This window comes from Streptomyces sp. NPDC017979 (assembly GCF_044328175.1).
Classification (GTDB): domain Bacteria; phylum Actinomycetota; class Actinomycetes; order Streptomycetales; family Streptomycetaceae; genus Streptomyces.
Genome location: NZ_JBIRGU010000001.1, coordinates 341,301 through 365,544, shown reverse-complemented (window position 1 = coordinate 365,544; position 24,244 = coordinate 341,301). Strand labels below are relative to the sequence as shown.

Here is a 24,244-nt window from a genome sequence, read left to right as displayed (position 1 = left end):
GGCTCTGCGCCTACGGTCGGCGCGTCAGAGCTTGCCGCGCTGCCCGCGCAGGTGGTCCACCACCGGGAGCAGCGAGTCCCGCAGGTCCGCGAGGGCCTCGGGGGACATCAGGTCGATGAAGTGCCGGCGCACGGAGGCGACGTGGTGGGGCGCCACCCGGCGCATGGTGGCCATGCCGTGTTCGGTGAGCACCGCGAACAGCCCGCGGCGGTCCGACTCGCAGTTCTCCCGGCGCACCAGGCCCGCGTTCTCCATCCGGGTGATCTGGTGGGAGAGGCGGCTCTTGGACTGGAGCGTGGCCGCTGCCAGGTCGCTCATCCGCATCCGCAGGTCGTCGGACTCCGAGAGGTTGACCAGGATCTCGTAGTCGTTGAGGGTCAGGCCGAACGGCTGGAGGTCCCTTTCGAGCTGGTGCATCAACAACCTGTTGACGTCCAGGTGGGCACGCCAGGTGGTCTGCTCGTCATCGGTGAGCCAGCGGGTGGCCGTCTCGGTCTCCATATGTGGATTCTACCTAAAGAAGTTGAAAGACGGACTATTTTTGGGTCGGAAGATCGTCGGTCCGGAGCGTCCGGAGGATTTCGGTCCACGGGGCCTGTGGACCGCGAGGCGCGGCACGCCCCTCGTGTGAATGCGCAGTGTACGCAGCACGCGAGGGGGGTCTGGCTACGGTCTCACGCTCCGCAGGCCCCCGCTCACAGTCCGAAGCGACGCTGGAGGTCGCCCAGTTGACCCGGCAGGCGCGGTGCCGAGCCGTGCTGCCCCTGCCCCCCGCCGTGACCCGAAGGGACCCCCGCCTGCGCCGGCGGCGCCCCCGTCGACACCTCGGGCAACAGCGCCTCGGAGGACTGCAACAGCACGGTGCCTGCACCCACGAAGTCGAACTGGTGCTCCTCGCCGGAGGCCCCGCCGATCCCCGTCAGCGCCCGCACCCCGCCCAGCACCCCCGTCATGTACCCGTGGTCGTAGTGGTGACAGGGCGAGGGGCAGTCCGCCCACCCCACCAGCGCCTGCGGATCCACCCGGATCGGGGGCTCCATGAAGACCACCGGGCCGTTCGAAGCGGCGACGAACTTCCCCGTGCCGATCAACGTCAGGAAGCCCGGCACGATCGACTGCTTCAGCGCCAGCGACGGCTGGTAGGCCAGCAGGTTCCCGGCGCGGATCGTCAGATTGCCGTCGTCCAGGTCGAAGGAGTTCACGTCGAACGCCCGGTCCGCGAGCAGCATCTTGCCGCTGCCCTCCGCCACCACCCAGTCGCCCGCGTGCAGCGGCGAGTGGAACGAGGTGCGCAGCAGCCGGTCGAGCCGGCCGTGCCCGACGCCGTTGAACTCGATCTGCCCGTAATAGGCGATCATCTTGCCCTTCTGGAGGAACCACTGGCTCCCCTTCAGCTCCACGCAGAAGGTGTACGCGTTGACGTTGTCGTCGCTCGGCAACGTCATCGGATCAAGGGCCACGGGGCCGCCCGGACCGGTCACAGCTTCTCCTCCGACGCCTGGACGTACACCGCACCGCTGCCGCTGAGCTCCAACTGGAACGCCTCGCCCGAGCCGCGCCCCACCATGTCGCGCCAGCCGAGCGCGGTGGAGAGCTTGTTCCGCACGTCGCCGTGGTGCGCCACGTACGCCTGCGGGTCCACGTGCACCGGGCGCCCGGGGACGATCGGCAGTTCCACCACGCCGCCGTGCGCCATCACCGCCACCGCGCCGTGGCCGCGCAGCGTGGTGGTGAACAGGCCCTGGCCGCTGACCTGGCCGCGCACCATGCCCATGACCCCGCCCTGCGAGCCCATGAACATCGTGCCCTGCTCCAAGGCGCCGTCGAAGGCGAGCAGGCGGTCCGCCTCCACGTAGAGCGTGTCGCCGGTGAGGTGGACGACCTGGACGTGGTGGCCGCCGTGCCCGAACATCACCGTGCCGCTGCCCTCCACCGTCATCAGCGGGGTCGCCTCGCCGGCGACCCGGCGGCCGATCATCGAGGCGATGCCGCCCCGGCCGCCGGCCGTGTTCGGGGTGAAGGTCACGTCACCGCGGTACGCGATCATCGCGCCGCGCTGGCTGAACAGCCGCTGCCCCGGGGCGACGGTCACCTCGATCAGCCTGGAGTTGATCTCGCGGAAGGACATCTAGACGTCGCCCCCGATCGTGTTGCGCTCGCTCGGCTGCACGTAGACGAGTCCGTCGCCCTCGAAGCGGATCTGGAACGCCTCGCCGCCGCCCTCGCCCATGAAGGTGCGGAAGGTCACCCCGGACTGGAAGTTCTGGCGCAGGGAGCCCTGGTGGGCCACGTACGCGCCGGGGTCGACGGAGAGCGGGTACTGCGGGGTGACGCGCAGCACCACGGCCGGGCCGTCCGAGGTGATCGCGACCTGCCCGCTGCCCTCGACGGTGGTGGTGAACAGGCCGTTGCCGCTCGCCCCGCCGCGCAGGCCGGTGAAGGTGGTGCCGGTGCGCAGCCCGCCGTCCGTCGCCAGCAGGTTGCTGGACTCGACGTACAGCTTGTCGCCGTGCAGTGCGACGAGGTTGATCTCCGACGCGCGGTCGGCGAAGAAGCAGGTGCCCTGGCCCTTGACCTCCATCAGCGTCATCTGTTCGCCGGTCAGCCGGCGGGTCACCATGCCGCGGATGCCCTCGCCGCCGCCGGTGAGCTTCTTGAAGGCCATCTGGCCGTCGTACGCGACCATCGACCCGTTCTTCGCCTTGACGGCGTCGCCGGTCATGTCGACCGCGAGCACCTTGCTCCCCTGGAGTCGAAACGTTGCCACGGAGCGACCGTATCCGGCGCAACCCGGTACGAACAGGTACTCAAGGAGGATCACGGCGCCCGCGCACCCACCCCGGACAAAGGCTTGGCAAAGGGGGCTGGCAGAATGGGGCAGCGCTTGTGAGCGCGTTCACAAGATCGTCTCCCACCGAAGGTGCATCCGCCGTGGACATCAAGACCGCCTCGTCCCTCCACCGTCTCCGCCTCGTCTCGGCGCCGGAGGCCGTCTCCTTCATCCTGTTGATGATCGCGTCGGTGCTGAAGCGCACCACGGACTTCAACGCGGTGCCCGCGCTCGGCATGATCCACGGCGTCCTCTTCATCATCTACGTGCTGTTCTGGCTGGACGCGTGGAACCGCACCAAGTGGGACCTGAAGACCGCGGCGCTGTACTTCGTGCTCTCGGTGCTGCCGTTCGGCGGCTTCGTGGCGGAGCGCAAGCTGAAGCGGGCGGCCGAGGACGAGGTGATCGCCTCGCGTGCGCGCCGCGAGGGCACGGTGAACCCCGCCTAGTCAGCGCTGCGCCCGCGCAGCACCTGCGACTTCCGACCGGCACCCCCCGACCGCCGGTCGGCGACCCCGCCGAGCACTCAGCTCGGCGGGGTCTTCTCCGTTGCGGGCGGCGGACCGAAGGGCGAGACGGGGCTGAGCGCTCGATGCCCACTGGGTAGGGTCGGGCGCGTGTCCAAGCCGCTCAGCCTCTCCTTCGATCCGATCGCCCGAGCCGACGAGTTGTGGCGCCAGCGCTGGGGGCCCGTGCCCTCGATGGCCGCGATCACCTCGATCATGCGGGCCCACCAGATCCTGCTCGCCGAGGTCGACGCCGTCGTCAAGCCGTACGGGCTGACGTTCGCCCGGTACGAGGCGCTGGTGCTGCTGACCTTCTCCAAGGCGGGCGAACTGCCGATGTCGAAGATCGGCGAGCGGCTGATGGTCCACCCCACGTCCGTGACGAACACGGTGGACCGGCTGGTCAAGTCCGGTCTCGTGGACAAGCGCCCCAACCCGAACGACGGCCGCGGCACCCTCGCCTCGATCACCGAGAAGGGCCGCGGGGTGGTGGAGGCGGCCACCCGGGACCTGATGGCGATGGACTTCGGGCTCGGGGCGTACGACGGTGAGGAGTGCGGCGAGATCTTCGCGATGCTGCGGCCGCTGAGGGTGGCTGCGCGGGACTTCGACGAGGCGTGAGCGGCGGGCCCGGCGGTAGCCCGGAGGCGGTCCCGGCGGCCCGCGGACTGGACGCCCCAGGCGCGGAGTGGTATCCGGGCCCCGTTAGGCTCGGCGCATGAAACAAACCGTGCTGACCCGCTATCGCGTGATGGCGTACATCACCGCCGTCTGGCTGCTGGTGTTCACCGGGGCCATCGTGCTGAAGTACGGCTTCAGCACGGGCGACACCATGGTGATCTCGCAGATCCACGGCGTCCTCTTCATCGTCTACGTGATCTTCGCGTTCGACCTGGGATCCAAGGCGAAGTGGCCCTTCGGGAAGCTGCTGTGGGTCCTGGCGGCGGGCTGCATCCCGGTGGCCTCCTTCTTCGTCGAGCCCAAGATCACCCGCGAGGCCCAGGCGCTGATCGCCGGCGGAGCGCCCGAGCCCGCGAAGGCGTAACCCGAGCACCCCGCGGGCTCCGGCTGCGCCGGTTGCGACCCCTCCGCGTCTGCGACCCGGTGGTGGGCCTGCTCGCGCAGTTCCGCCCCGTGGTGGTACCCCCAGCGCCCCCAGCCCCCTAAGCGGAGGACCCCAGGGGCGCGGGGAACTGCGCGACCAGCCGTCCATGGCCTGTGGTCGCCGTCACGGCGTCAGTGGCACCCGCTGGTGCGGTGCGCCGTGGCTGGTTGTGCATCTTTTGCGTCTGCGGCCCGGTGGGGGCTGTTCGCGCAGTTCCGCCCCCTACGCCCGCGGGGCGTGGTGGGCGGAACTGCGCAAGCAAACCCCATCCGGCCGCGCCGGCCGACGCTCCCGCAGAGGTGCGGGGCGTGTGCCCCGGCCGCGCCCCGGGGCGCCCCCGCCCCACATCCGCACGCACAGCGCAGCGCATCCGCGTCGACAGATAGTAGGACGTCCTAGTAAATTGGCTTCATGGACGCCCACGCGATTGAAGAGGGCCGCCTCCGCTGGCAGGCCCGATACGACAAGGCCCGCAAGCGGGACGCGGACTTCAGCACGCTCTCGGGGGATCCCGTGGAGCCGGTCTACGGGCCGCGGCCCGGCGACGCGTACGAGGGGTTCGAGCGCATCGGCTGGCCGGGGGAGTACCCCTTCACCCGCGGGCTGCACCCGACCGGCTACCGCGGTCGCACCTGGACGATCCGCCAGTTCGCCGGCTTCGGCAACGCCGAGCAGACGAACGAGCGCTACAAGATGATCCTGGCCGCCGGCGGCGGCGGGCTCTCCGTCGCGTTCGACATGCCCACGCTGATGGGGCGGGACTCCGACGACCCCCGCTCGCTCGGCGAGGTCGGCCACTGCGGGGTGGCGATCGACTCCGCCGCCGACATGGAGGTCCTCTTCCGGGACATCCCGCTCGGCGACGTCACCACCTCCATGACGATCAGCGGGCCCGCCGTGCCGGTGTTCTGCATGTACCTGGTCGCCGCCGAGCGCCAGGGCGTCGATCCCGCCGTGCTCAACGGCACGCTCCAGACGGACATCTTCAAGGAGTACATCGCCCAGAAGGAGTGGCTCTTCCAGCCCGAGCCGCACCTGCGGCTGATCGGCGACCTGATGGAGCACTGCGCCGCCGGCATCCCCGCGTACAAGCCGCTCTCCGTCTCCGGCTACCACATCCGCGAGGCCGGGGCGACCGCCGCCCAGGAGCTGGCGTACACCCTCGCCGACGGCTTCGGCTACGTGGAGCTCGGGCTCAGCCGCGGCCTGGACGTGGACGTCTTCGCGCCCGGGCTCTCCTTCTTCTTCGACGCGCACCTCGACTTCTTCGAGGAGATCGCGAAGTTCCGGGCCGCCCGCCGGATCTGGGCGCGTTGGATGCGCGACGTCTACGGCGCCCGGAGCGAAAAGGCGCAGTGGCTGCGCTTCCACACCCAGACCGCGGGCGTCTCGCTCACCGCGCAGCAGCCGTACAACAACGTCGTGCGCACCGCCGTGGAGGCGCTGTCCGCGATCCTCGGCGGCACCAACTCGCTGCACACCAACGCCCTGGACGAGACCCTGGCGCTGCCCAGTCAGCAGGCCGCGGAGATCGCGCTGCGCACCCAGCAGGTGCTGATGGAGGAGACCGGCGTCGCCAACGTCGCCGACCCGCTCGGCGGCTCCTGGTACGTCGAGCAGCTCACCGACCGCATCGAGGCCGACGCCGAGAAGGTCTTCGACCAGATCAAGGAGCGCGGGCTCCGGGCCCACCCCGACGGACGGCACCCGATCGGACCGATGACCTCCGGCATCCTGCGCGGCATCGAGGACGGCTGGTTCACCGGCGAGATCGCCGAGTCCGCCTTCCGCTACCAGCAGGCGCTGGAGAAGGGCGAGAAGAAGGTCGTCGGCGTCAACGTGCACGAGGGCTCGGTCACCGGCGACCTGGAGATCCTGCGGGTCAGCCACGAGGTCGAACGCGAGCAGGTGCGCGTCCTCGCCGAGCGGCGCGAGCGGCGCGACGACGCCCGGGTGCGCAGCGCGCTGACGGCCATGCTGGCGGCCGCACGGGACGGGTCGAACATGATCGGGCCGATGCTCGACGCCGTACGCGCCGAGGCCACGCTGGGCGAGATCTGCGACGCGCTGCGCGACGAATGGGGCACGTACACCGAGCCCCCCGGCTTCTGAGCCCCCGCCGCAGGCGCCCTGTCCGACGCCGTCGAGCCGCTACGGCACCGACGGCGTCAGGCCAGACAGCAGCAGGGCCGTGAAGTCGCGCGCCCACGCCTCGTCCACCGGCTCCGAGCTCACCAGCGCGCGGTGCACCACGGCGCCGGCGATCACGTCGAAGATCAGGTCGGCCCGGAGCGCGGCCCGCGCCGGGTCGTCCTCGTAGGGCAGCTCCCCGCGCGCCTGCGCCCGCGCCCGCCCTTCCAGGACCAGGCGCTTTTGCCGGTCCACGATCGCCGAGCGGATGCGCCGGCGCAGCGCCTCGTCGCGGGTCGCCTCCGCCACCACGGCCATCAGCGCCGTCCTGGCCTCCGGGCGCTCCAGCAGCGCCGCGAACTGGAGGACCACCGCCTGCACGTCGGCGTCGAGGCTCCCGAGGTCGGGGAGGCGCAGCTCGTCGAAGATGACGGCCACCGCGTCCACCACGAGTTCGTTCTTGTTCGACCAGCGCCGGTAGAGCGTCGTCTTGGCGACGCCGGCGCGGACCGCGACGTCCCCCATGGTCAGCTTCGACCAGCCGAGCTCCACGAGCGCGGCCCGTGTGGCGTCGAGGATCGCGGTGTCGGTCCCCGCGCTCCGGGGACGGCCCGTACGGCTCTGCATGCCCGCGACCATACCGGCGGGTAGCAGGATTGCTGTGAGCCAGTTCACGGGAGGTATCTCACACGGCACCCGGGCGGCACAGTTACGCTACGACCCGTAGCGAAAGCCGTGATCGGCTCTCCGCGACAACCACCGGCGCAGGGTGGGGACCGTGCGCCAGCTTTCCGAGCTTTTCGGGGTGCTTTTCACTTGCGCGCGCGAAGGGGGGAGGATGTACTCATGCAGCCTAGGAACATGTCCATGAGCGGCGTCGTCGACCTCGCCGCGGTGAAGGCGGCCAACGAGGCCAAGGCCAAGGCGGAGCAGGCGCGGGCCGAGGCCGCGCGCCAGGGCGGCGGCGGTGCCGTGGCCCCCTCCGGTCTGGTGATCGACGTCGACGAGGCCGGCTTCGAGCGCGACGTGTTGCAGCGCTCGAACGAGGTGCCGGTCGTCATCGACTTCTGGGCCGAGTGGTGCGAGCCCTGCAAGCAGCTCGGGCCCCTCCTCGAACGGTTGGCGACGGAGTACAACGGCCGTTTCCTGCTCGCCAAGATCGACGTCGACGCCAATCAGCTGCTGATGCAGCAGTTCGGAGTGCAGGGCATCCCCGCGGTGTTCGCCGTGGTCGCCGGGCAGGCGCTGCCGCTCTTCCAGGGCGCGGCCCCCGAGCGTCAGATCCGGGAGACCCTGGACCAGCTCATCCAGGTCGCCGAGCAGCGCTTCGGGCTGACCGGCATCGCGGTCGCCCCGGCGGGCGAGGGCGACGAGTCGGCCGCCGCGGCCCCCGAAGAACCGGTCGGGCCGTACGACGCGGCGCTGGGTGCGGCCGTGCAGGCGCTGGACGCGGGCGACTTCGCGGGCGCGGTGCAGGCGTACCAGAACGTGTTGTCGGAGGACCCCGGGAACACCGAGGCCAAGCTGGGCCTCGCCCAGGCCGAACTGCTCGGCCGGGTCAAGGACTTGGACCCGAACAAGACGCGGCAGGACGCGGCGGCCCGTCCGGACGACGTGGCGGCACAGGTCGCGGCGGCCGATCTGGACCTGGTCGGCGGGCACGTGGAGGACGCCTTCGGGCGCTTGGTCGAGGCCGTGCGCCGCACCCGCGGTGACGATCGGGACGCCGCGCGCGTAAGGCTGTTGGAGCTCTTCGAGGTGGTCGGGGCCGACGACCCCCGGGTGACCGCGGCCCGCTCGGCGCTGGCCCGCGCCCTGTACTGAGCACCGTAGGACGCGCGCCGTTTTTTGGCGCAGTGGCCAAGCACCGCCCCCTTTGCTAAATCTTGGCAAAGAGGGGCGGTGTTACTCGCAGTAAATCAACTCGCTCCCCCTGTCCGGCTTTTGGTGGGCTTGCCCCGCTATGCCGTGGACCGCTGGTGCACCGTGTGTGCCTGTTCGGGAACGCGTGGCCGGTGTGCGGTTATCAGGTCGTTACTAGCCAGTAACGACCCCCCTTGTGTCAAGGCCCCGAATGGACCACGATCGGCCACGCTCGGTCCAACACCGCACCGGCCCGGCTCCCCGGCCGTGCCCGCGGTCCTGGGTCCCCACCGAGCCGGCCGGCGCACCGCCGGACGCGGACAGGGGGGTTCCTGCCGAACGGCAGGGCCTGTCCGACCCGAGGTTGCGCATGACGCGTCAGGCGCGATCAGTGGTTGTCGCTCGGGGGTGATCGCCGGTGTTTCGGTCGCGGTACGCGCCTGGACTCGCAGGCGCTCTTCTTCCCGGGGACGTAGCGCTTCTCCCACCTCGTGACGGACGGGTCCGTCAGTCGGGGTGTACGTCCGAGAAGGAGGAAAGTCATGGAGTCGATGACTCGTGGCGGAACCAGATGGAAGCGGTTCGCCCTAGTCATGGTGCCGAGCGTGGCGGCCACCGCCGCCATCGGCATCGGGCTGGCACAGGGGGCGCTCGCCGCGTCCTTCGCGGTGTCCGGCCAGGAGTTCAAGGTCACGGCAGGGAAGCTGGACGGCACCGGGTTCGCGCAGTACGGCGGCGTGGACATGGGCTACAAGACGATGGACGGCGACGACAAGACCAAGCACCCGGTCGCCATCTCGACGTTCCGGTCGGCGACGATCAAGAACATGTGCCAGTCGGTGGTGACCGACGTGCCGTTGCTGGGGAAGATCACGCTCCAGCTCCGTGCCGGTGAGGGCAGCAAGACGGTCGAGGCGGAGAACCTCTACCTCGACATCACCGAGCTGGACGGCGATGCCAAGTTCACCAACATTGACATCGGTGTCGCGGCTAAGGACACGGACTCGCGGCGGGGCGGCAAGGGTCCGGTCGTGCAGGACAAGATCCTTCCCAACAGCTTTGCCCAGCAGGCGGACCAAGCCGTGTTGACCGGCGTCAAGCAGAAGGCGTGGGCGACCACCGCCGGCACCTTCAAGCTGGGCGGCCTCAAGATGCGTCTGCACAAGGGCGACGGCCCGAAGGTCGAGTGCTACTGACGGTCGACCGTCCGGGCGGGCGGTGACGCCGTCGTGGCGTCGGCCGCCCGCCCACTCTCCACCCAGCAACACCAGTTCCAGGGAGCTGTTTTCCATGAGCGCCGACTCCATGGCCACCGGGCGGAACGACCACTACACCCGGACCCTCTGGCGAAGGTTCCGTGACTGGCGGGGTCAACGGCCTTTCTGGGCCGGGCTGTTCACCCTCATCGGCGGCATCCCGATCGCCTACTTCCCGTACGCCAGCCTGAAGCTGGGGCATCTGACGCTCTCCATGTCGACGACCGCCGGCGCGGGCTCGCTGATCATCGGCGTGCTGCTGGTCACGCTGGGGCTCACGATGTGGTTCCACCACATCGTTCGGGTGTTCGCCGGCGTGGCCGCGATCCTGCTCGCGCTGATCTCGATCCCCGTCGCCAATCTGGGCGGCTTCGTGATCGGCTTCCTCTTCGCACTGCTCGGCGGTGCCCTCTCGGTCTCCTGGGCGCCCGGAAAGCCGGTCGTGCACGAGGCGGAGCCCGTAGGGACCCCGAAGGAGGAAGGGACCCCCACGGCCGTACTGGCCCCGATGCAGGCCGAGCCGGCCGACCCGCACGAGAAGACGACCATCGACCCCCACGGCGGGAGGAACAGTGCAGGGTGACGTCACACCGCTGACCGGTGCCGGGACGGGTGCCGACGGCGATGGGGCGCGGGCCAAGAAGGGCCCACGGCACGCCGCCCCGAAGAAGTCGCTGCTGACCAAGCTCCAGCGGCCGGCCGGAAGGGCGATAGCCCTGGCGGCCATGCCGACCGCCGTCTTCGTCGGGATGGGCCTCACCCCCAAGGCGGCCCTCGCCGACAACAAGGACATCCCCTTCGCCCCCGGGCCGTGCGTGACCCGGTCGGACGAGCCGCAGCAATCCGCGGAACCCGAGAAGGCCGAGAAGGACGCCAAGCCCGAGAAGCCGGCGGCCCCCGGATCCCCGAAGCCGTCGGAGAGCGCGGAGCCCTCGGACGAGCCGGCGCGCGAGCCGGAACCGGCGCCGGGGGAGTCCGCCGCTGAGGACGCGCGGGAGCCCGAGCCGGAGGACGACGAGGAGCCCGGTGAGGCGCCGTCGGCGGCGCAGGCCACCGAGGACGCCGCGGGTGCCGGCGCCCCGCCCTCGCCGCAGGCCGCGCCGAGCTCCACCAAGTCCCGTGACCCCTGGGACCCGTTGGGGGTCGGGGACGCGCTGAAGGACCTGTTCGGCGTGGGTGACGAGGGCAACCAGTCGGCCCCGCCACCGCCCACGACGCCGCCGCCGAAGGCGACCCCGCCCCCGGCGCCGGACCCGAAGCCGTCCACCGAGCCGTCGAAGGAGCCGGACGCGCCGCGGGCCGACGGGCACGACACCGCACGCGAGGGCGGCGACGGCGGCGGGACCGAGAAGGCCATCCGCAAGGCGGCCGAGCAGGCGGGCGCCGAGGTCGAGGAACTGGCGGAGGACGCCAAGGGGCTCGAACCGAAGAAGGACGAGGACATCCCCGACGGCGCCAAGCCCCGCTTCCCTTGCCCCACCCCCGATCCCGAGGCGCTGGCGGACGCCGAGTTGGAGCCGGGCATCCCCGACCTCCCCGACCAGCCGTGGATCCTCAAGAGCACCAAGCTCACCCTGGCGGGCCTGGACTACAAGGGCATCGTCGAGGTGAAGACCGGCGGCGGCAAGGTCAAGCCGGTGCTGAAGTTCACCGCGAGCAGCATCGACATCAAGGACCTGCACCAGTTGGTGGACGGCCCCGACGGCACCACGTTGCACGCGACGGCGGACGAGGGGTCCACCTCCACCATCCGCAACGGCACCGTCACGATGTACACCGAGGAGCTGAAGGGCAACCTCTTCGGGATCATCCCGGTCACCTTCAGCCCCGAGAAGCCGCCGCCCCTGAACGTACCGTTGGCGATCTTCACCGATGTGACGGTCCGCCAGGCAGGCCAGTTCGGCGGCACGCTGACGATCCCGGGCCTGCACAACTACTTCACGCCCGGCCACTACGACCCCGAGTAGCCGGGCACGACGCGGCGGTGCCCCGGTCCGCACCGGACCGGGGCACCGCCGTGCGTCACGCGGGACCGCGGCTCAGGACTTGGAGCCCAGGTGGTGCACCCGCACCATGTTCGTGGTGCCGGGGACGCCGGGCGGCGAGCCGGCCGTGATGACCATGGTGTCGCCCTCGTTGTAGCGCTGGAGCTTCGACAGCTCCGCGTCCACCAGGTCGACCATCGCGTCCGTGTTGTCGACGTGCGGCACGACGAAGGACTCCACGCCCCAGCTCAGCGTGAGCTGGTTGCGGGTGGACTCCTCGGTGGTGAAGGCCAGGATCGGCTGGCAGACGCGGTAGCGCGACAGCCGCCGCGCCGTGTCGCCGGACTGGGTGAAGGCGATCAGCGCCTTGCCGTCCAGGAAGTCCGCGATCTCACAGGCCGCGCGGGCCACCGAGCCGCCCTGGGTGCGCGGCTTCTTGCCCGGCACCAGCGGCTGGAGGCCCTTGGAGAGCAGCTCGCCCTCCGCCGCCACGACGATCTTCGACATCGTCTTGACGGTCTCCAGCGGATAGGCGCCCACCGAGGACTCGGCGGAGAGCATCACCGCGTCCGCGCCGTCCAGGATGGCGTTGGCGACGTCGGACGCCTCGGCGCGCGTCGGCCGCGAGTTGGTGATCATCGACTCCATCATCTGGGTCGCCACGATCACCGGCTTGGCGTTGCGGCGGCACAGCTCGATGAGGCGCTTCTGCACCATCGGGACCTTTTCGAGCGGATACTCGACGGCGAGGTCACCGCGGGCCACCATGACGCCGTCGAAGGCCATCACGACGTCCTGCATGTTCTCCACGGCCTGCGGCTTCTCGACCTTGGCGATCACCGGGACGCGCCGGCCGACCTCGTCCATCACCTTGTGGACGTCGCGGACGTCGCCGGCGTCCCGGACGAAGGAGAGCGCGACCAGGTCGCAGCCCATCTCCAGGCCGAAGCGCAGGTCCTCCACGTCCTTGTCGGAGAGCGCGGGCACGTTGACCGCGGCGCCGGGGAGGTTGATGCCCTTGTGGTCGGAGATCACGCCGCCCTCGACGACCATGGTCTTCACCCGCTGGCCGTCCACCTCCACGACCCGCAGCTCGACGTTGCCGTCGTTGATCAGGATCTGGTCGCCCTTCGCGACGTCCCCGGGCAGGCCCTTGTAGGTGGTGCCGCAGATGGTGCGGTCGCCGGGCACGTCCTCGGTGGTGATGGTGAACTCGTCACCGCGCACCAGCTCGACGGGGCCCTCGGCGAAGGTCTCCAGCCGGATCTTGGGGCCCTGGAGGTCGATGAGCACGCCGATCGCCCGGCCGGTGTCCGCGGAAGCCCGCCGCAGGCGCTCGTAGCGGCCCTGGTGGTCGGCGTGGTTTCCGTGGCTCATGTTGAAGCGGGCCACGTTCATGCCGGCCTCGATGAGAGCTTTCAACTGCTCGTACGAGTCGACGGCGGGGCCCAGTGTGCAGACGATTTTGGAACGGCGCATAAGGCGGATCCTATCGGTTTGTTTCGACTCGGAATATTCCGTCTAGTGGAAGATACAAATGGGCAGGCATTCGCTCAGTCGAGTGAATTGGCGGACACCACCTCGAATGTCTGCCGCGCGATCTCCAACTCCTCGTCGGTGGGCACGACCGCCACCGCGACCCGGGCGTACACCGGCGACACGATCCGCGCCCGCGGCGACCGCTCGGCGTTCAACTCCGCGTCGATCGCGAGCCCCAACTCTTCGAGCCCGGCGACCGCGGCCTCCCGCACGAAGGCCGCGTTCTCGCCCACGCCGGCCGTGAAGGCGATCGCGTCCACCCGGCCGAGCACCGCGTAATACGCCCCGATGTACTTCTTCAGCCGGTGCACGTAGATCTCGAACGCCAGCCGCGCCCGCTCGTCGCCCTCGTCGATGCGCCGGCGGATCTCCCGCATGTCGTTGTCGCCGCAGAGCCCCACCAGCCCGCTCTTCTTGTTCAGCAGGGTGTCGATCTCGTCCGTCGACATGCCCGCCACCCGTTTCAGGTGGAAGGTGACCGCCGGGTCCACGTCGCCCGAGCGGGTGCCCATCACCAGGCCCTCCAACGGAGTGAGCCCCATCGAGGTGTCCACGCACCGGCCGCCGGCCACCGCGGACGCGGACGCGCCGTTGCCCAGGTGCAGCACGATCACGTTCACCTCCGCCGGCTCCTTGCCCAGCAGCTTCGCCGTCTCGCGCGAGACGTACGCGTGCGAGGTGCCGTGGAAGCCGTAGCGGCGGATGCGGTGCGCGTCCGCGGTCTCCACGTCGATGGCGTACCGGGCCGCCGACTCCGGCATCGTGGTGTGGAATGCGGTGTCGAAGACCGCGACCTGCGGCAGGTCGGGGCGGAGCGCCCGGGCGGTGCGGATGCCGACGACGTTCGCCGGGTTGTGCAGCGGGGCCACCGGCACCAGCCGCTCGATCTCCGCCAGCACCTCGTCGTCGACGACGGTCGGCGCGGTGAACTTCAGCCCGCCGTGGACCACCCGGTGGCCGATCGCCGCCAGCGCCGGCGAGTCCAGCCCCAGCCCGTCCGCCGACAACTCCTCGGCGACCGCCTTCAGCGCGGCCTCGTGGTCGGCGATCGGGCCGGTGCGCTCGCGCGGCTCGCCGCCGTCGCCCGGGGTGTGCACGAGTCGGGACGTCCGCTCGCCGATCCGCTCCACCAGCCCGACCGCGAGCCGGGCGCCGTCGACCATGTCGAGCAACTGGTACTTGACCGAGGAGGAGCCGGAGTTCAGGACGAGGACGCGGGAGGGAGCGGGGGCGGAGGACGTGGTCACGGTCGCGGGGCCTTCTGTCGGGTGCGGATTGCGGGGTCTCGGGGTCTCGGGCGTACGGGACGGGGGTACGGGCGGGTCGGGGCTACGCGGGCGCGGCGGCCGACCGGGCCGGCCGTGCGGGCTGCTCGGCCCCCGGCTCCGGCTGCGCCTGGATCGCGGTGATCGCGACCGTGTTCACGATGTCGCCGACCAGGGCGCCGCGCGACAGGTCGTTCACCGGCTTGCGCAGGCCCTGGAGCACGGGGCCGACCGCCACCGCGCCGGCCGAGCGCTGCACGGCCTTGTACGTGTTGTTGCCGGTGTTCAGGTCGGGGAAGATCAGCACCGTCGCGCGGCCGGCGACCTCGGAGTCCGGCAGCTTGGTCGCGGCGACGGACGGCTCCACGGCCGCGTCGTACTGGATCGGCCCCTCGATCCGCAGGTCCGGGCGGGCGCGGCGGACCAGCTCGGTGGCCTCCCGCACCTTGTCGACGTCCGCGCCGGAGCCGGAGGTGCCGGTGGAGTACGACAGCATCGCGATCCGCGGTTCCACCCCGAAGCGGGCGGCGGTCGCGGCGGACTGGACGGCGATGTCCGCGAGCTGCTCGGCGTTCGGATCCGGGTTGACCGCGCAGTCGCCGTACACCAGCACCTCGTCCGCCAGGCACATGAAGAACACGGAGGAGACGATCGAGGCGCCGCCGCCGGAGCCGTCGGCCGCCTTGCGGGTCTTGATGATCTCGAACGCCGGGCGGATGGTGGCCGCGGTCGAGTGGACCGAGCCGGAGACCATGCCGTCGGCGAGGCCCTCCTCCACCATCAGGGTGCCGAAGTAGTTCACGTCGGCGACCACGTCGTACGCCAGCTCCACCGAGACGCCCTTGTGGGCGCGCAGCTCGGCGTACCGCTCGGCGAAGGGCTGGCGCAGCTCCGAGGTGTTCGGATCGACGAGTTGGACGGCGGACAGGTCGATGCCGAGGTCGGCGGCCTTCTTGCGGATCACGTCCGGGTCGCCGAGCAGGGTCAGGTCGCACACGTCGCGGCGCACCAGCACGTCGGCGGCGCGCAGCACCCGTTCCTCCGTGCCCTCCGGCAGTACGACGCGGCGCCGGTCGGCGCGGGCCTGCTCCAGTAGCTCGTGCTCGAACATCATCGGGGTGACCCGGCCGCTGCGGGCCACCGCCAGCCGGTCGAGCAGCTCGGCGGAGTCGACGTGCCGCTCGAAGAGGCCGAGCGCGGTCTCCGCCTTCCGCGGGGTGGCGGCGCTCAGCTTGCCCTCCAGGCTGAACAGCTCCATGGCGGTGGGGAAGCTGGTGGCGGCGACGGAGACCACCGGGGTGCCGGGGGCCAGCCGGGACGCCAGGGTCAGCACCTCGTCCCGGGGCCGCTCGTCCAGGGTGAGCAGCACGCCGGCGATGGGCGGGGTGCCGGCGGAGTGCGCGGCGAGGGCGCCGACGACCAGGTCCGCGCGGTCGCCGGGGGTGACCACCATGCAGCCGGGGGTCAGGGCGGTGAGGAAGTTCGGCAGGGTCGCGCCGCCGAAGACGAAGTCGAGGGCGTCGCGGGCGAGGCCGGAGTCGTCGCCGAGCAGCACCGTGCCGTTCAGGGCCTGGGCGATCTGGGAGACGGTGGGCGCGGCGAGCGCGGGCTCGTCGGGCAGGACGTAGCAGGGGACGGGGAGGCGGGCCGCCAGCCGCTCGGCTATCTCCCCGCGGTCGGCCGCCGCCACCCGGTTGACCGTCATGGCGAGGATGTCGCAGCCGAGCGCCTCGTACGCGCGGAAGGCGTTGCGGGCCTCGGCGCGCACCGACTCGGCGGTCTGGCCCCGACCGCCCACCACGGGGATCACGGAGGCGCCGAACTCGTTGGCGAGCCGGGCGTTGAGCGCCAGTTCGTCGGGGAGCTGGGTGGCGGCGAAGTCGGTGCCGAGGACGAGCACCACCTCGTAGTCGCGGGCCACCCGGTGGAAGCGGTTCACCAGGTGGGAGACGAGTTCGTCGGTGCCCTGCTCGGCCTGGAGCGCGGACGCCTCGTGGTAGTCCATGCCGTACACGGACGCGGGGTCCTGGGCGAGCCGGTAGCGGGCCCGCAGCAGTTCGAAGAGCCGGTCGGGCCCGTCGTGCACCAGGGGGCGGAAGACCCCCACCCGGTCCACCTGGCGGGTCAGCAGCTCCATGACCCCCAGCTCGACGACCTGGCGGCCGTCCCCGCGGTCGATTCCGGTCACGTACACGCTGCGCGTCACGTGCGCCCTCCGTCCGCCCGTCGTCACTCGACGTGGCAGTCACTCGTTGTGGCAAAAACCGAAGAAAAACCGCTGGTCCGCGGCCTTTCCCTCTTGACAATACCTCTCGAAGTGGACTAGGGCGTGCGTCGGGGGTCGGGCCGGGTGAGTACGCGCTTGCCCCTGCGACCCGCGGTTTCGCCGTGCGGCGAGCTGCGCCTGGGCGTCTGCGGCCCGGTGGGTGGCTGTTCGCGCAGTTCCGCCCCCCACGCCCAGAGGGCGTGGGGGGACCCCCAGCGCCCCTGATTCGCTCAGCCCGTCGGTCACCAGCGGGTACGCGGTTTGTCCCGACGCCCGCAGGGCGTGGGTTTCCAGGGGCGCGGGGAACTGCGCGACCAGCCACGATGCACCCGCAGAGACCGATGAACCCGCAGGGAAACGGCGGGTAGTCAGGGGCGCTGGGGCCCCACGCCCTCTGGGCGTAGGGGGCGGAACTGCGCGACCAGCCACACTCATCCGCAGGGAACACGGCACCCGCAGGGACACGGCGAGGTCTGGGGCGCGAGGGGCTGGGCGAGCCCGACAGAACCGGGTCGCAGACGTCGTGGCAGAGCTCGCCGCACGGCGGGACCGTGGGCGTGGAACAATTGACTCTCGGCTCAGACGCCCCACTACGAGCAGGAGACACAGCGCGATGCGTATCGGAGTGCTGACCGCCGGAGGCGACTGCCCCGGTCTCAACGCCGTGATCCGCTCGGTCGTGCACCGGGCCATCACCGGGCACGGCGACGAGGTCATCGGTTTCGAGGACGGCTTCAAGGGCCTCCTCGACGGCCACCACCGCCCCCTCGACCTCAACGCCGTCAGCGGCATCCTGGCCCGTGGCGGTACGATCCTCGGCTCCGCGCGCCTGGAGCGCAGCCGGCTGCGGGAGGCCGCGGAGAACTGCGGCGAGATCCAGCGGCAGTACGGCATCGACGTGCTGATCCCGATCGGCGGCGAGGGCACGCTCACCGCGTCCCGGATGCTCGCGGACGCCGGGATGCCCGTCGTCGGCGTCCCGAAGACCATCGACAACGACATCTCCGCCACCGACCGCACCTTCGGCTTCGACACCGCGGTGACGGTCGCCACCGAAGCCATAGACCGGCTGAAGACCACCGCCGAGTCGCACCAGCGCGTCATGGTCGTCGAGGTGATGGGGCGGCACGCCGGGTGGATCGCCCTGGAGTCCGGGATGGCGGGCGGCGCGCACGGCATCTGTCTGCCCGAGCGGCCGTTCGAGGTCCAGGACCTGGTCAAGATGGTCGAGGAGCGGTTCGCCCGCGGCAAGAAGTTCGCCGTCATCTGCGTCGCGGAGGGCGCGCACCCCGCCGAGGGCTCGATGGAGTACCGCAAGGGCGAGATCGACCAGTTCGGCCACGAGCGCTTCCAGGGCATCGGCAACCGCCTCGCCGTCGAGTTGGAGCACCGCCTCGGCAAGGAGGCCAAGCCGGTCATCCTCGGCCACGTACAGCGCGGCGGCGTCCCCACGGCGTACGACCGGGTCCTCGCCACCCGCTTCGGCTGGCACGCGGTGGAGGCCGCGCACCGCGGCGACTTCGGCAAGATGACCTCCCTGCGCGGGACGGAGGTCGTGATGGCCCCGCTCGCGGACGCCGTGACGCAGTTGAAGATGGTCCCGGAGAACCGGATGAACGAGGCGGAGTCCGTCTTCTGACCCCGGTCGGTCTTCTCGACGCGTGAGGGCGGGGCCACCCCTTGGGGATGGCCCCGCCCTCACGCACACGGGAGCTACGGGAGCTACAGGCGCTTCGCGCTGCGCAGCGTCTTCGCGTAGTAGCCGTTGCCGTCCAGTCGGGAGACGCCGCCGACGTCGCCGATGGTGGGGCCGTTGATCTCCTCGCGGCTGGAGATGAAGATCAGATGCCCCTCGGTGTCGTGGCCGACGACGATGCCCATGTGGTCCAACCGGTCTGCGGTGCGGGTGTCCAGCTTGAAGAACACCAGGTCACCGGCTTGCAGTTGGTCGATGGCGGTCGGGCGGTCCGCCGGTGTGATGCCCTTCAGCGGCAGTACGTCCGCGCCCAGCTTCGAGCGCGCCATGCCGTTCGCGGTGCGCGGCAGGCCGTCGCCGGAACGGTCCGACGACATCAGCGGATAGCGCCCGCGGTAGCCCAGCACCATCCGGATGTAGCCCGAGCAGTCCAAGGACCGGGCACGCATGCTCTCCGGCGTGCCGGTCTTGCCGTCCCGGAAGGGATAGGGCTTGCCGAGATAGTCGTAGAAGTCGGACTGTTCCAGGCGCAGGTCGCCGTCCTCGTCCTTCCCGCCGACGTTCAGCGGGCCGAAGTTCGCGTCACCCGCGACGACCAGCCCCTTGTCGTCCTTGACGTCGGGTGCGCCCTGCACGTACTGGAAGGCGAAGGAGAAGATGTCGTCCTCCTTGCTGTCCGCGTACTCGGCGTACCACTCCTTGAACCACTTCTCCTTCTCCGCGCCCTCGGACCACTCCTCGGGCATCAGCCGCACCCAGTCCGTGGTGGAGACCTTGGAGCCCGTCGACGCCGGCTCGGCGAAGGTGCGCGCCGGGCCGGTCAGCTTCGCGGTCTGTGCGCCGTCGGTCAGCACCGCCTTCACCTGGCCGTCGCCGCCGCGCAGCACGCTGCGCGCCGGGTTCTCCAGCCGGGTCCAGCCCTCCGCGCCCTTGTCGGCGGAGGCGCCGGTCGTGCCCTTCATCCCGTTCAGGACGCCGACGTTGCGTATCTCGGTGACCCCGTCGTCCTCCTGCTGGCGCAACTCCAGCGTGAGGTAGCCGGACGTCGCGACGAGCCCGAGGACCGCGAGGACCGGCAGGACCCGGCGCGACTTCTTCTTCACTGCCATCGAACTTCCTCGATTCTTCGGCTCGTCGAGTCTTCGGCTCTTCGAGACTTTCGGGTCGTCGTTTCTTCGGGGGTCAGACGGCGGGCATGACGCCGAGCAGCAGACCGGCGGCGACGACGATGTACGCCATCATCGAGACGGAGGCCGTCGCGAGCAGCGTCGGCACCTTCGGCTGGCGCACCAACTGGTAGGCGATCAGGCCGGGGACGATGAAGCCGAGGGTCTCGTTCCCGTACAGCAGCGGGAACTCGATCGACAGCACGATCATCACCGTCGACTGGAGCAGCACTCCGAGCAGGACGACCGCGGCGAACAGCCGCTTCCCGTACAGGATCATGACCCGCTGCATCAGCTTGGTGCCGGCGTAGGTCAGCGCGGTGACCCCGACGACCATGGCCGCGCGCTGAAGGTCCTCGATCAGGGTCAGCGCGAGCCAGCCCGGCGTGATCATGCCGCCGGGGGAGAGGTTGGTGGTGAGGTAGCACAGCAGGGAGAAGAACAGACCTATGGCGATGCCCAGGGCAGCCATCTCGGGGGTCAGGGCGGCAGTGGTCAACTGGGGGCTCCGGGCGGGTGTTGCGAGGCAGGGCGGACGGGACGTGCGACGGCGGCCGGCGGCCGTCCGCTGGTCAGGGGCGGTGGTGCGGAGGCAGTTGATCGCCCTCGTGGGTCGGGCGCTGACGGTGGCCGAAGGGGTCGAAGGGCTCCTCGACACGCGCCTCGGGCCGCTCGTCGGCCGCGGGCCACGCCCGGCCGTCCCACGAGCCGGCGGCGGTGGGCGGCGGCGGCACCGGCTCCAACCGGTGCTCGTCGGTCGGCTGGGTCGGGATCCGCACCACCGGGATCTCCTGGGTCTGGGACGCCTGGTAGCGCTCCTCGTACGCCGTCGGGTACGGGGCGTACGGGTCCAGGCGCGCGGGCTGGGCGGCGACGGGAGCGAACTGCGGCTGCTGCTGTTCCTCCTGCTCCTGCTCCTGCTCCTGCCGGTCGTCCGCCGGCTCGGCGCCGGGCGTCGCGGCGCTCTCGTCGGCGGGCAGTTCGGCGAGGTACTCCAACAGCTCTTCGCCCTGGCCGTGGATGTTGCCGATGGCGACGAGCGAGGAGCCGTCGGGCATCTTGCCGAGCATGGTCGCCATGAACTCCTCGGCCTCGCGGCGCTCGCCGCCCAGGTCGACCGCCCGGTCCCGCCACTCGGCGGGGACGGCGTCGATCGCGCTCTTCGCGGGGTGTCCGATGACGAAGACGTGGTCCGGCTTGAGGTCCGGGATCAGCTCGCCCATCTGCCCGTTGCGCTCGACGCGGTCGGGCCGGCAGTTGATCACCACGTTCAGCGGGCGGTTGATGGCGCCGAGGTCCAGCAACTGGTTGACGTTCATCAGCGTCGACTCGGGGTCGTTGGCCGCGAAGACGTTGGCGAACGCCAGCCGCTTGCCCTCCGGGGTGACGTACCGCTCCACGGACAGCACGCCCGGGTCCGGCGGCGCGTCGTACATCCCCTGGAGGGCCACCTGGCGCTCCACGCCGAGCAGCTCCGCGACGGTGAGCGCGATCGCCACGTTCTCCTTGAACGTGAACCAGCTGAAGCCGCGCAGCTCCTCGTCGGTGACGGTGTCGGGGTCGGCGTAGATCAGTTGGCAGTTACGGGCGTCCGCCTCCTCCTGGAGGATGTGGAAGCGGTCCTTCTCGGCCGTGACGCAGATGCCGTCCTGCGGCATCGAGCGGCACAGCGAGCGGGCGACGTCGTCCAGGGTGGGGCCCATCTCGGCGAGGTGGTCCTCGCGGACGTTGCACAGCACGCCGATCGTGGAACGGATCAGCTTGCTCTGGTTGACCTCCTGGAGCGCCGGCATGACCGCCATGCACTCGATCACCAGGGCGTGCGGCCGGTAGGTGGCGGCCCGGCGCACGATGCCGATCTGCTCCACCACGTTGGCGATGCCGAACTTGCGGTAGACCGGCTCCTCGGTCGCGTCGGGGTGGATGAAGCGGGCGGCCGTCCCCGTCGTCTTCGCGACGGTGACCAGGTCACCGCCGCGCAGCGCCCCCGCGCACAGCCGGGTGATGGACGACTTGCCGCGGATGCCGTTGACCAGCACCCGGCTGGGGATGGAGTGCAGGGCGGCGTAGTGCCTGCGCTGCTCCACGATCCCGGCTATCAGCAGGAACACCGCACCGGTCAGCAGGACGAAGTAGAGGTAGAGCACGGCCGGTCACCTTCCGCCGGCGCCGGGCTGGACCTCCGCGGTCCGGCGCGCCTGGTTGTGTCTGTGGGCCTGCGCCTGCTGACGCAGTAGTTCGAGGCTGCGGACGACGGCACCCACCTCGTCCTGGTAGCGCGGGTAGTGCACGGTCTTCAGATCGCCGTCGGCGAGCTTCTCCGCGCTGGTGGCCAGGGCCCGCAGCGGTCGGACGACCACCAGGTAGATCCAGCCGAGGGAGAAGATGATCGCGGCCAGGCCCAGCATGCCGGCGAGCACGCTGCGGTCCTCCCGCTCGTAGGGGGCGATCTGGAAGCGCTCGGCGTTCTGCCAACTGACCACGGTCCAGCCGATGTCGGCCGTGACGCCGCCGCCGGAGAACGGAGCGGCCGCGGCCACGGTGACCTTGCCGCCGTCGCGCAGCAGCAGACCGGTCTCCACCGGGTCGGCGCCCACCCGGACGCCGGACGCCCGCACGATGTCGGTCAGCGATTCGCGGGGCAGCTTCTCGAAGGCGAGGAAGCCGTCGTTGCCGGCGATGGTCAGGCCCTCGGCGTCCACCACCCGGACCTCGCCGAGCCCGGGCCTGTTCAGCAGCGAGTTGAGGAACTCCACCCGGATCTCGCCGACCAGGGTGGCGCCCTTGCGCTCCGCGACCGGGGCCGCGGCCTGCACCACGGGCTCCTTGCCGCCCTTGCCGGAGACCCGGACCAGCGGCTGTTCCTTCTCGGTGCTCCAGTCGGCCGGGTCGGCGCCCGCCTTGGACGTCACCTTGCCGTCGGCGTCGACGACGTACAGCGCCCGGTAGCGGGTGTGCTTGTCCAGGGCCTTCTGGAGGGTGCGGTCGGTGGCGGACGCGTCGTCCGCACCGATCAGGTGGGACGTCGAGACGAGGTCGGCCTGTGCTTCGTTGAGCGCCCTGCGGACCCGGTCGGCGATCAGGTCCGTACGGTCGCGCTGGTCGTTCACCATCGTCATCGGCACGCTGACCGAACCGTCGGTGCGGTTGAGCAGCAGCCCGACGGGCACGCACCACACGAGCAGCAGGGCCAGGGTCAGGGCGAGCGGCCCGCGGCTGCCGATGCGGATCTTCTTGCGGCGCGGTGCCCCGGCGGCGTCCGCGGGGCCGCCGGGGGGCGCGCCGGCGGCTTCGTCGTCGAGCTGTTGGCGCAGCCGTTCCAGCGCGGCGCCGATCCGGGCGGCCTCGCCCCAGCGGGGCACCGTGACCGGGCGGGTCCGGTCGCCGCGGGCGAGCCGGCGGGACTCCAGGAACAGCCGCAGCAGGGGCCGCTGGACGGTGGTCCACAGCACCGCGGCGGCGAGCAGTCCGAGCGCGACGAGGACGCCGGCCGCGATCAGCCCGTACAGCTCGCGGTCGGACTCCCCGGTCTCCTCCTGCACCACGGGCAGCAGGGACACCACGGTCAGCCCGAGGCCGGCGGCGACGCTCTTCTTCTCCTCGGGGTTCGAGGAGGCGAGCGAGGCGTAGCCGGCGAGGGCGACGCGACCGTTGTACTCCTTGCCGACGAGCGTTCCGCTGACGCCGGGGTAACCGCCGGAGCCGGGCTCCTTGGCCCGTACGGGGTGCTGCTCGGTCCGGACCGCCGCCTGGTCGGAGAGCTGGCTCATCTGCTTCTGGAGGAACGCGAGTTCCTTGCGCTCCTGGTCCGAGTTGAGCGCCTCGGCCCGCTCGAAGCCCGCGGTGGCCAGCACCTCGCCGTCCTTGGCGACGACCGCCATGGTGCGGAACTGGCCCAGGTTGATGGCGGGCACGGACAGGCTGCTGGAGGCCAGCAGCAACTGCTGCGGCCGGTCCTTCCAGTCCAGCACCGCCATGATCATCAGGCGCACGTCGCCGGTGTCCAGGCGCACCATGCGCGGGGTGAGGGCGCGCTTGCCGGTGAGGACGTCCTTGTCCAGCCAGGCGAGCGGGATCGTCTCCCCGCGTGCGGCGAGGACTTCGCCACTCTCCACGTCCAGCACCGTGGTGCCGGTCCACTTCTGGTAGGTGCGACCCAGGTCCGACAGGATCCGCTCGGGCTTCACCGGCTCGCCCGCGCTGAGCGCCTTCGCGGTCCGGTCCAGGTCGGCGACCCGCTCGTCGACCGAGGCGCGCATGGCGATGGCGCCGTCCTCCGCGAAGTGCTTCTGCGAGGAGAGCACCGCCTTGGGCGCGACCGCGTCCTTGCTGGGGCCGAGCACCTTCGCCGTCAGCGCGGCGAGGGCCAGGATCAGTACGCACAGCACCGCGATCGGCGGACGGATGCCGCCGAGGAGGGGCATGTCCGCGCGCTTGCGGCTGCGGCGCCGGCCTCCGCGCACGGAGTACGCGGCATTGCTCGGTTTCACTGGTGCTCTTTCCTGGTTCCTACGGGCTGCGGCTCGGGTGCCTGCGGGCGGTGGCCCCGGTGTCCTGCGGGCCGGGGAGCGGGGCGGGTCGTCCACCGTGCTCTCCGGGCGCCGCTGCGGGCCGTGTTCGGGAGCGGGGCGGCTTCG

21 protein-coding genes are annotated in these 24,244 nt (G+C 71.0%); 9 read left to right on the top strand and 12 right to left on the bottom strand.

Going from position 1 to position 24,244, the window contains the following annotated elements; translation table 11 throughout:
* Positions 1 to 24 precede the first annotated feature (24 nt).
* From ACH4E8_RS01550 to ACH4E8_RS01535, 4 genes are all read right to left on the bottom strand, one after another.
* A complete protein-coding gene (locus tag ACH4E8_RS01550) occupies positions 25 to 501 on the bottom strand; it encodes a MarR family winged helix-turn-helix transcriptional regulator (protein ID WP_398443265.1) in 477 nt (158 codons plus the stop codon).
* Between the two features lie 194 nt (positions 502 to 695).
* Complete coding sequence (locus tag ACH4E8_RS01545) at positions 696 to 1,445, bottom strand: AIM24 family protein (protein WP_398443263.1); 750 nt, start codon at positions 1,443 to 1,445, stop codon at positions 696 to 698.
* A gap of 32 nt (positions 1,446 to 1,477) precedes the next feature.
* Positions 1,478 to 2,128 (bottom strand): AIM24 family protein, encoded by a 651-nt coding sequence (locus ACH4E8_RS01540; RefSeq protein ID WP_398443261.1) that lies wholly within the window; start codon positions 2,126 to 2,128, stop codon positions 1,478 to 1,480.
* Complete coding sequence (locus tag ACH4E8_RS01535) at positions 2,129 to 2,767, bottom strand: AIM24 family protein (protein ID WP_398443259.1); 639 nt, start codon at positions 2,765 to 2,767, stop codon at positions 2,129 to 2,131. It abuts the gene before it with no gap.
* Positions 2,768 to 2,931: 164 nt separating this feature from the next.
* Here ACH4E8_RS01535 and ACH4E8_RS01530 point away from each other — a divergent pair, with 164 nt between their 5' ends.
* From ACH4E8_RS01530 to ACH4E8_RS01515, 4 genes are all read left to right on the top strand, one after another.
* Entirely contained in the window at positions 2,932 to 3,279 is a 348-nt protein-coding gene (locus tag ACH4E8_RS01530; protein ID WP_398443256.1) for a DUF3817 domain-containing protein, read from the top strand.
* Between the two features lie 168 nt (positions 3,280 to 3,447).
* Complete coding sequence (locus ACH4E8_RS01525; protein ID WP_398443254.1) at positions 3,448 to 3,957, top strand: MarR family winged helix-turn-helix transcriptional regulator; 510 nt, start codon at positions 3,448 to 3,450, stop codon at positions 3,955 to 3,957.
* Positions 3,958 to 4,054: 97 nt separating this feature from the next.
* A complete protein-coding gene (locus ACH4E8_RS01520) occupies positions 4,055 to 4,381 on the top strand; it encodes a DUF3817 domain-containing protein (RefSeq protein WP_398443252.1) in 327 nt (108 codons plus the stop codon).
* 471 nt (positions 4,382 to 4,852) lie between these two features.
* On the top strand, positions 4,853 to 6,553 hold the full coding sequence (locus ACH4E8_RS01515) for a methylmalonyl-CoA mutase (RefSeq protein ID WP_398443250.1): 1,701 nt from the start codon (positions 4,853 to 4,855) through the stop codon (positions 6,551 to 6,553).
* Between the two features lie 39 nt (positions 6,554 to 6,592).
* Here ACH4E8_RS01515 and ACH4E8_RS01510 read toward each other — a convergent pair whose 3' ends face one another.
* Positions 6,593 to 7,198 (bottom strand): TetR/AcrR family transcriptional regulator, encoded by a 606-nt coding sequence (locus ACH4E8_RS01510; protein ID WP_398443248.1) that lies wholly within the window; start codon positions 7,196 to 7,198, stop codon positions 6,593 to 6,595.
* A 219-nt stretch (positions 7,199 to 7,417) separates the two neighbouring features.
* Here ACH4E8_RS01510 and ACH4E8_RS01505 point away from each other — a divergent pair, with 219 nt between their 5' ends.
* From ACH4E8_RS01505 to ACH4E8_RS01490, 4 genes are all read left to right on the top strand, one after another.
* A complete protein-coding gene (locus ACH4E8_RS01505; protein WP_398443246.1) occupies positions 7,418 to 8,395 on the top strand; it encodes a tetratricopeptide repeat protein in 978 nt (325 codons plus the stop codon).
* Between the two features lie 581 nt (positions 8,396 to 8,976).
* The gene (locus ACH4E8_RS01500) at positions 8,977 to 9,630 is read left to right on the top strand and encodes a DUF6230 family protein (protein WP_398443244.1); all 654 of its coding nucleotides are present in this window, start codon (positions 8,977 to 8,979) and stop codon (positions 9,628 to 9,630) included.
* Positions 9,631 to 9,724: 94 nt separating this feature from the next.
* On the top strand, positions 9,725 to 10,273 hold the full coding sequence (locus tag ACH4E8_RS01495) for a DUF6114 domain-containing protein (RefSeq protein WP_398443242.1): 549 nt from the start codon (positions 9,725 to 9,727) through the stop codon (positions 10,271 to 10,273).
* On the top strand, positions 10,263 to 11,657 hold the full coding sequence (locus ACH4E8_RS01490) for a hypothetical protein (RefSeq protein WP_398443240.1): 1,395 nt from the start codon (positions 10,263 to 10,265) through the stop codon (positions 11,655 to 11,657). The genes ACH4E8_RS01495 and ACH4E8_RS01490 overlap by 11 nt, the downstream gene beginning before the upstream one ends.
* A gap of 72 nt (positions 11,658 to 11,729) precedes the next feature.
* On the opposite strand, the gene pyk is transcribed toward ACH4E8_RS01490, so the two are convergent.
* From pyk to pta, 3 genes are all read right to left on the bottom strand, one after another.
* Positions 11,730 to 13,154: a pyruvate kinase gene (gene pyk / locus ACH4E8_RS01485; protein ID WP_398443238.1), complete on the bottom strand. Its 1,425-nt coding sequence runs from the start codon at positions 13,152 to 13,154 to the stop codon at positions 11,730 to 11,732.
* Between the two features lie 74 nt (positions 13,155 to 13,228).
* Positions 13,229 to 14,461, bottom strand: coding sequence for an acetate kinase (locus ACH4E8_RS01480; RefSeq protein WP_398443236.1), 1,233 nt, complete (start codon positions 14,459 to 14,461; stop codon positions 13,229 to 13,231).
* Between the two features lie 82 nt (positions 14,462 to 14,543).
* On the bottom strand, positions 14,544 to 16,685 hold the full coding sequence (gene pta / locus ACH4E8_RS01475; RefSeq protein WP_398443234.1) for a phosphate acetyltransferase: 2,142 nt from the start codon (positions 16,683 to 16,685) through the stop codon (positions 14,544 to 14,546).
* A gap of 673 nt (positions 16,686 to 17,358) precedes the next feature.
* Here pta and ACH4E8_RS01470 point away from each other — a divergent pair.
* On the top strand, positions 17,359 to 18,384 hold the full coding sequence (locus ACH4E8_RS01470) for a 6-phosphofructokinase (protein ID WP_361969502.1): 1,026 nt from the start codon (positions 17,359 to 17,361) through the stop codon (positions 18,382 to 18,384).
* 83 nt (positions 18,385 to 18,467) lie between these two features.
* Here ACH4E8_RS01470 and ACH4E8_RS01465 read toward each other — a convergent pair whose 3' ends face one another.
* The 4 genes from ACH4E8_RS01465 to ACH4E8_RS01450 form a co-directional block, all read right to left on the bottom strand.
* Positions 18,468 to 19,550: a C40 family peptidase gene (locus ACH4E8_RS01465; RefSeq protein ID WP_398443232.1), complete on the bottom strand. Its 1,083-nt coding sequence runs from the start codon at positions 19,548 to 19,550 to the stop codon at positions 18,468 to 18,470.
* A 73-nt stretch (positions 19,551 to 19,623) separates the two neighbouring features.
* Positions 19,624 to 20,106 (bottom strand): poly-gamma-glutamate biosynthesis protein PgsC/CapC, encoded by a 483-nt coding sequence (locus tag ACH4E8_RS01460; protein WP_361537160.1) that lies wholly within the window; start codon positions 20,104 to 20,106, stop codon positions 19,624 to 19,626.
* 73 nt (positions 20,107 to 20,179) lie between these two features.
* Positions 20,180 to 21,754, bottom strand: a complete 1,575-nt coding sequence (pgsB, locus tag ACH4E8_RS01455; RefSeq protein ID WP_398443230.1) for a poly-gamma-glutamate synthase PgsB — start codon at positions 21,752 to 21,754, stop codon at positions 20,180 to 20,182.
* A gap of 6 nt (positions 21,755 to 21,760) precedes the next feature.
* On the bottom strand, positions 21,761 to 24,031 hold the full coding sequence (locus ACH4E8_RS01450) for a HAMP domain-containing protein (RefSeq protein ID WP_398444676.1): 2,271 nt from the start codon (positions 24,029 to 24,031) through the stop codon (positions 21,761 to 21,763).
* Positions 24,032 to 24,244 lie beyond the last annotated feature (213 nt).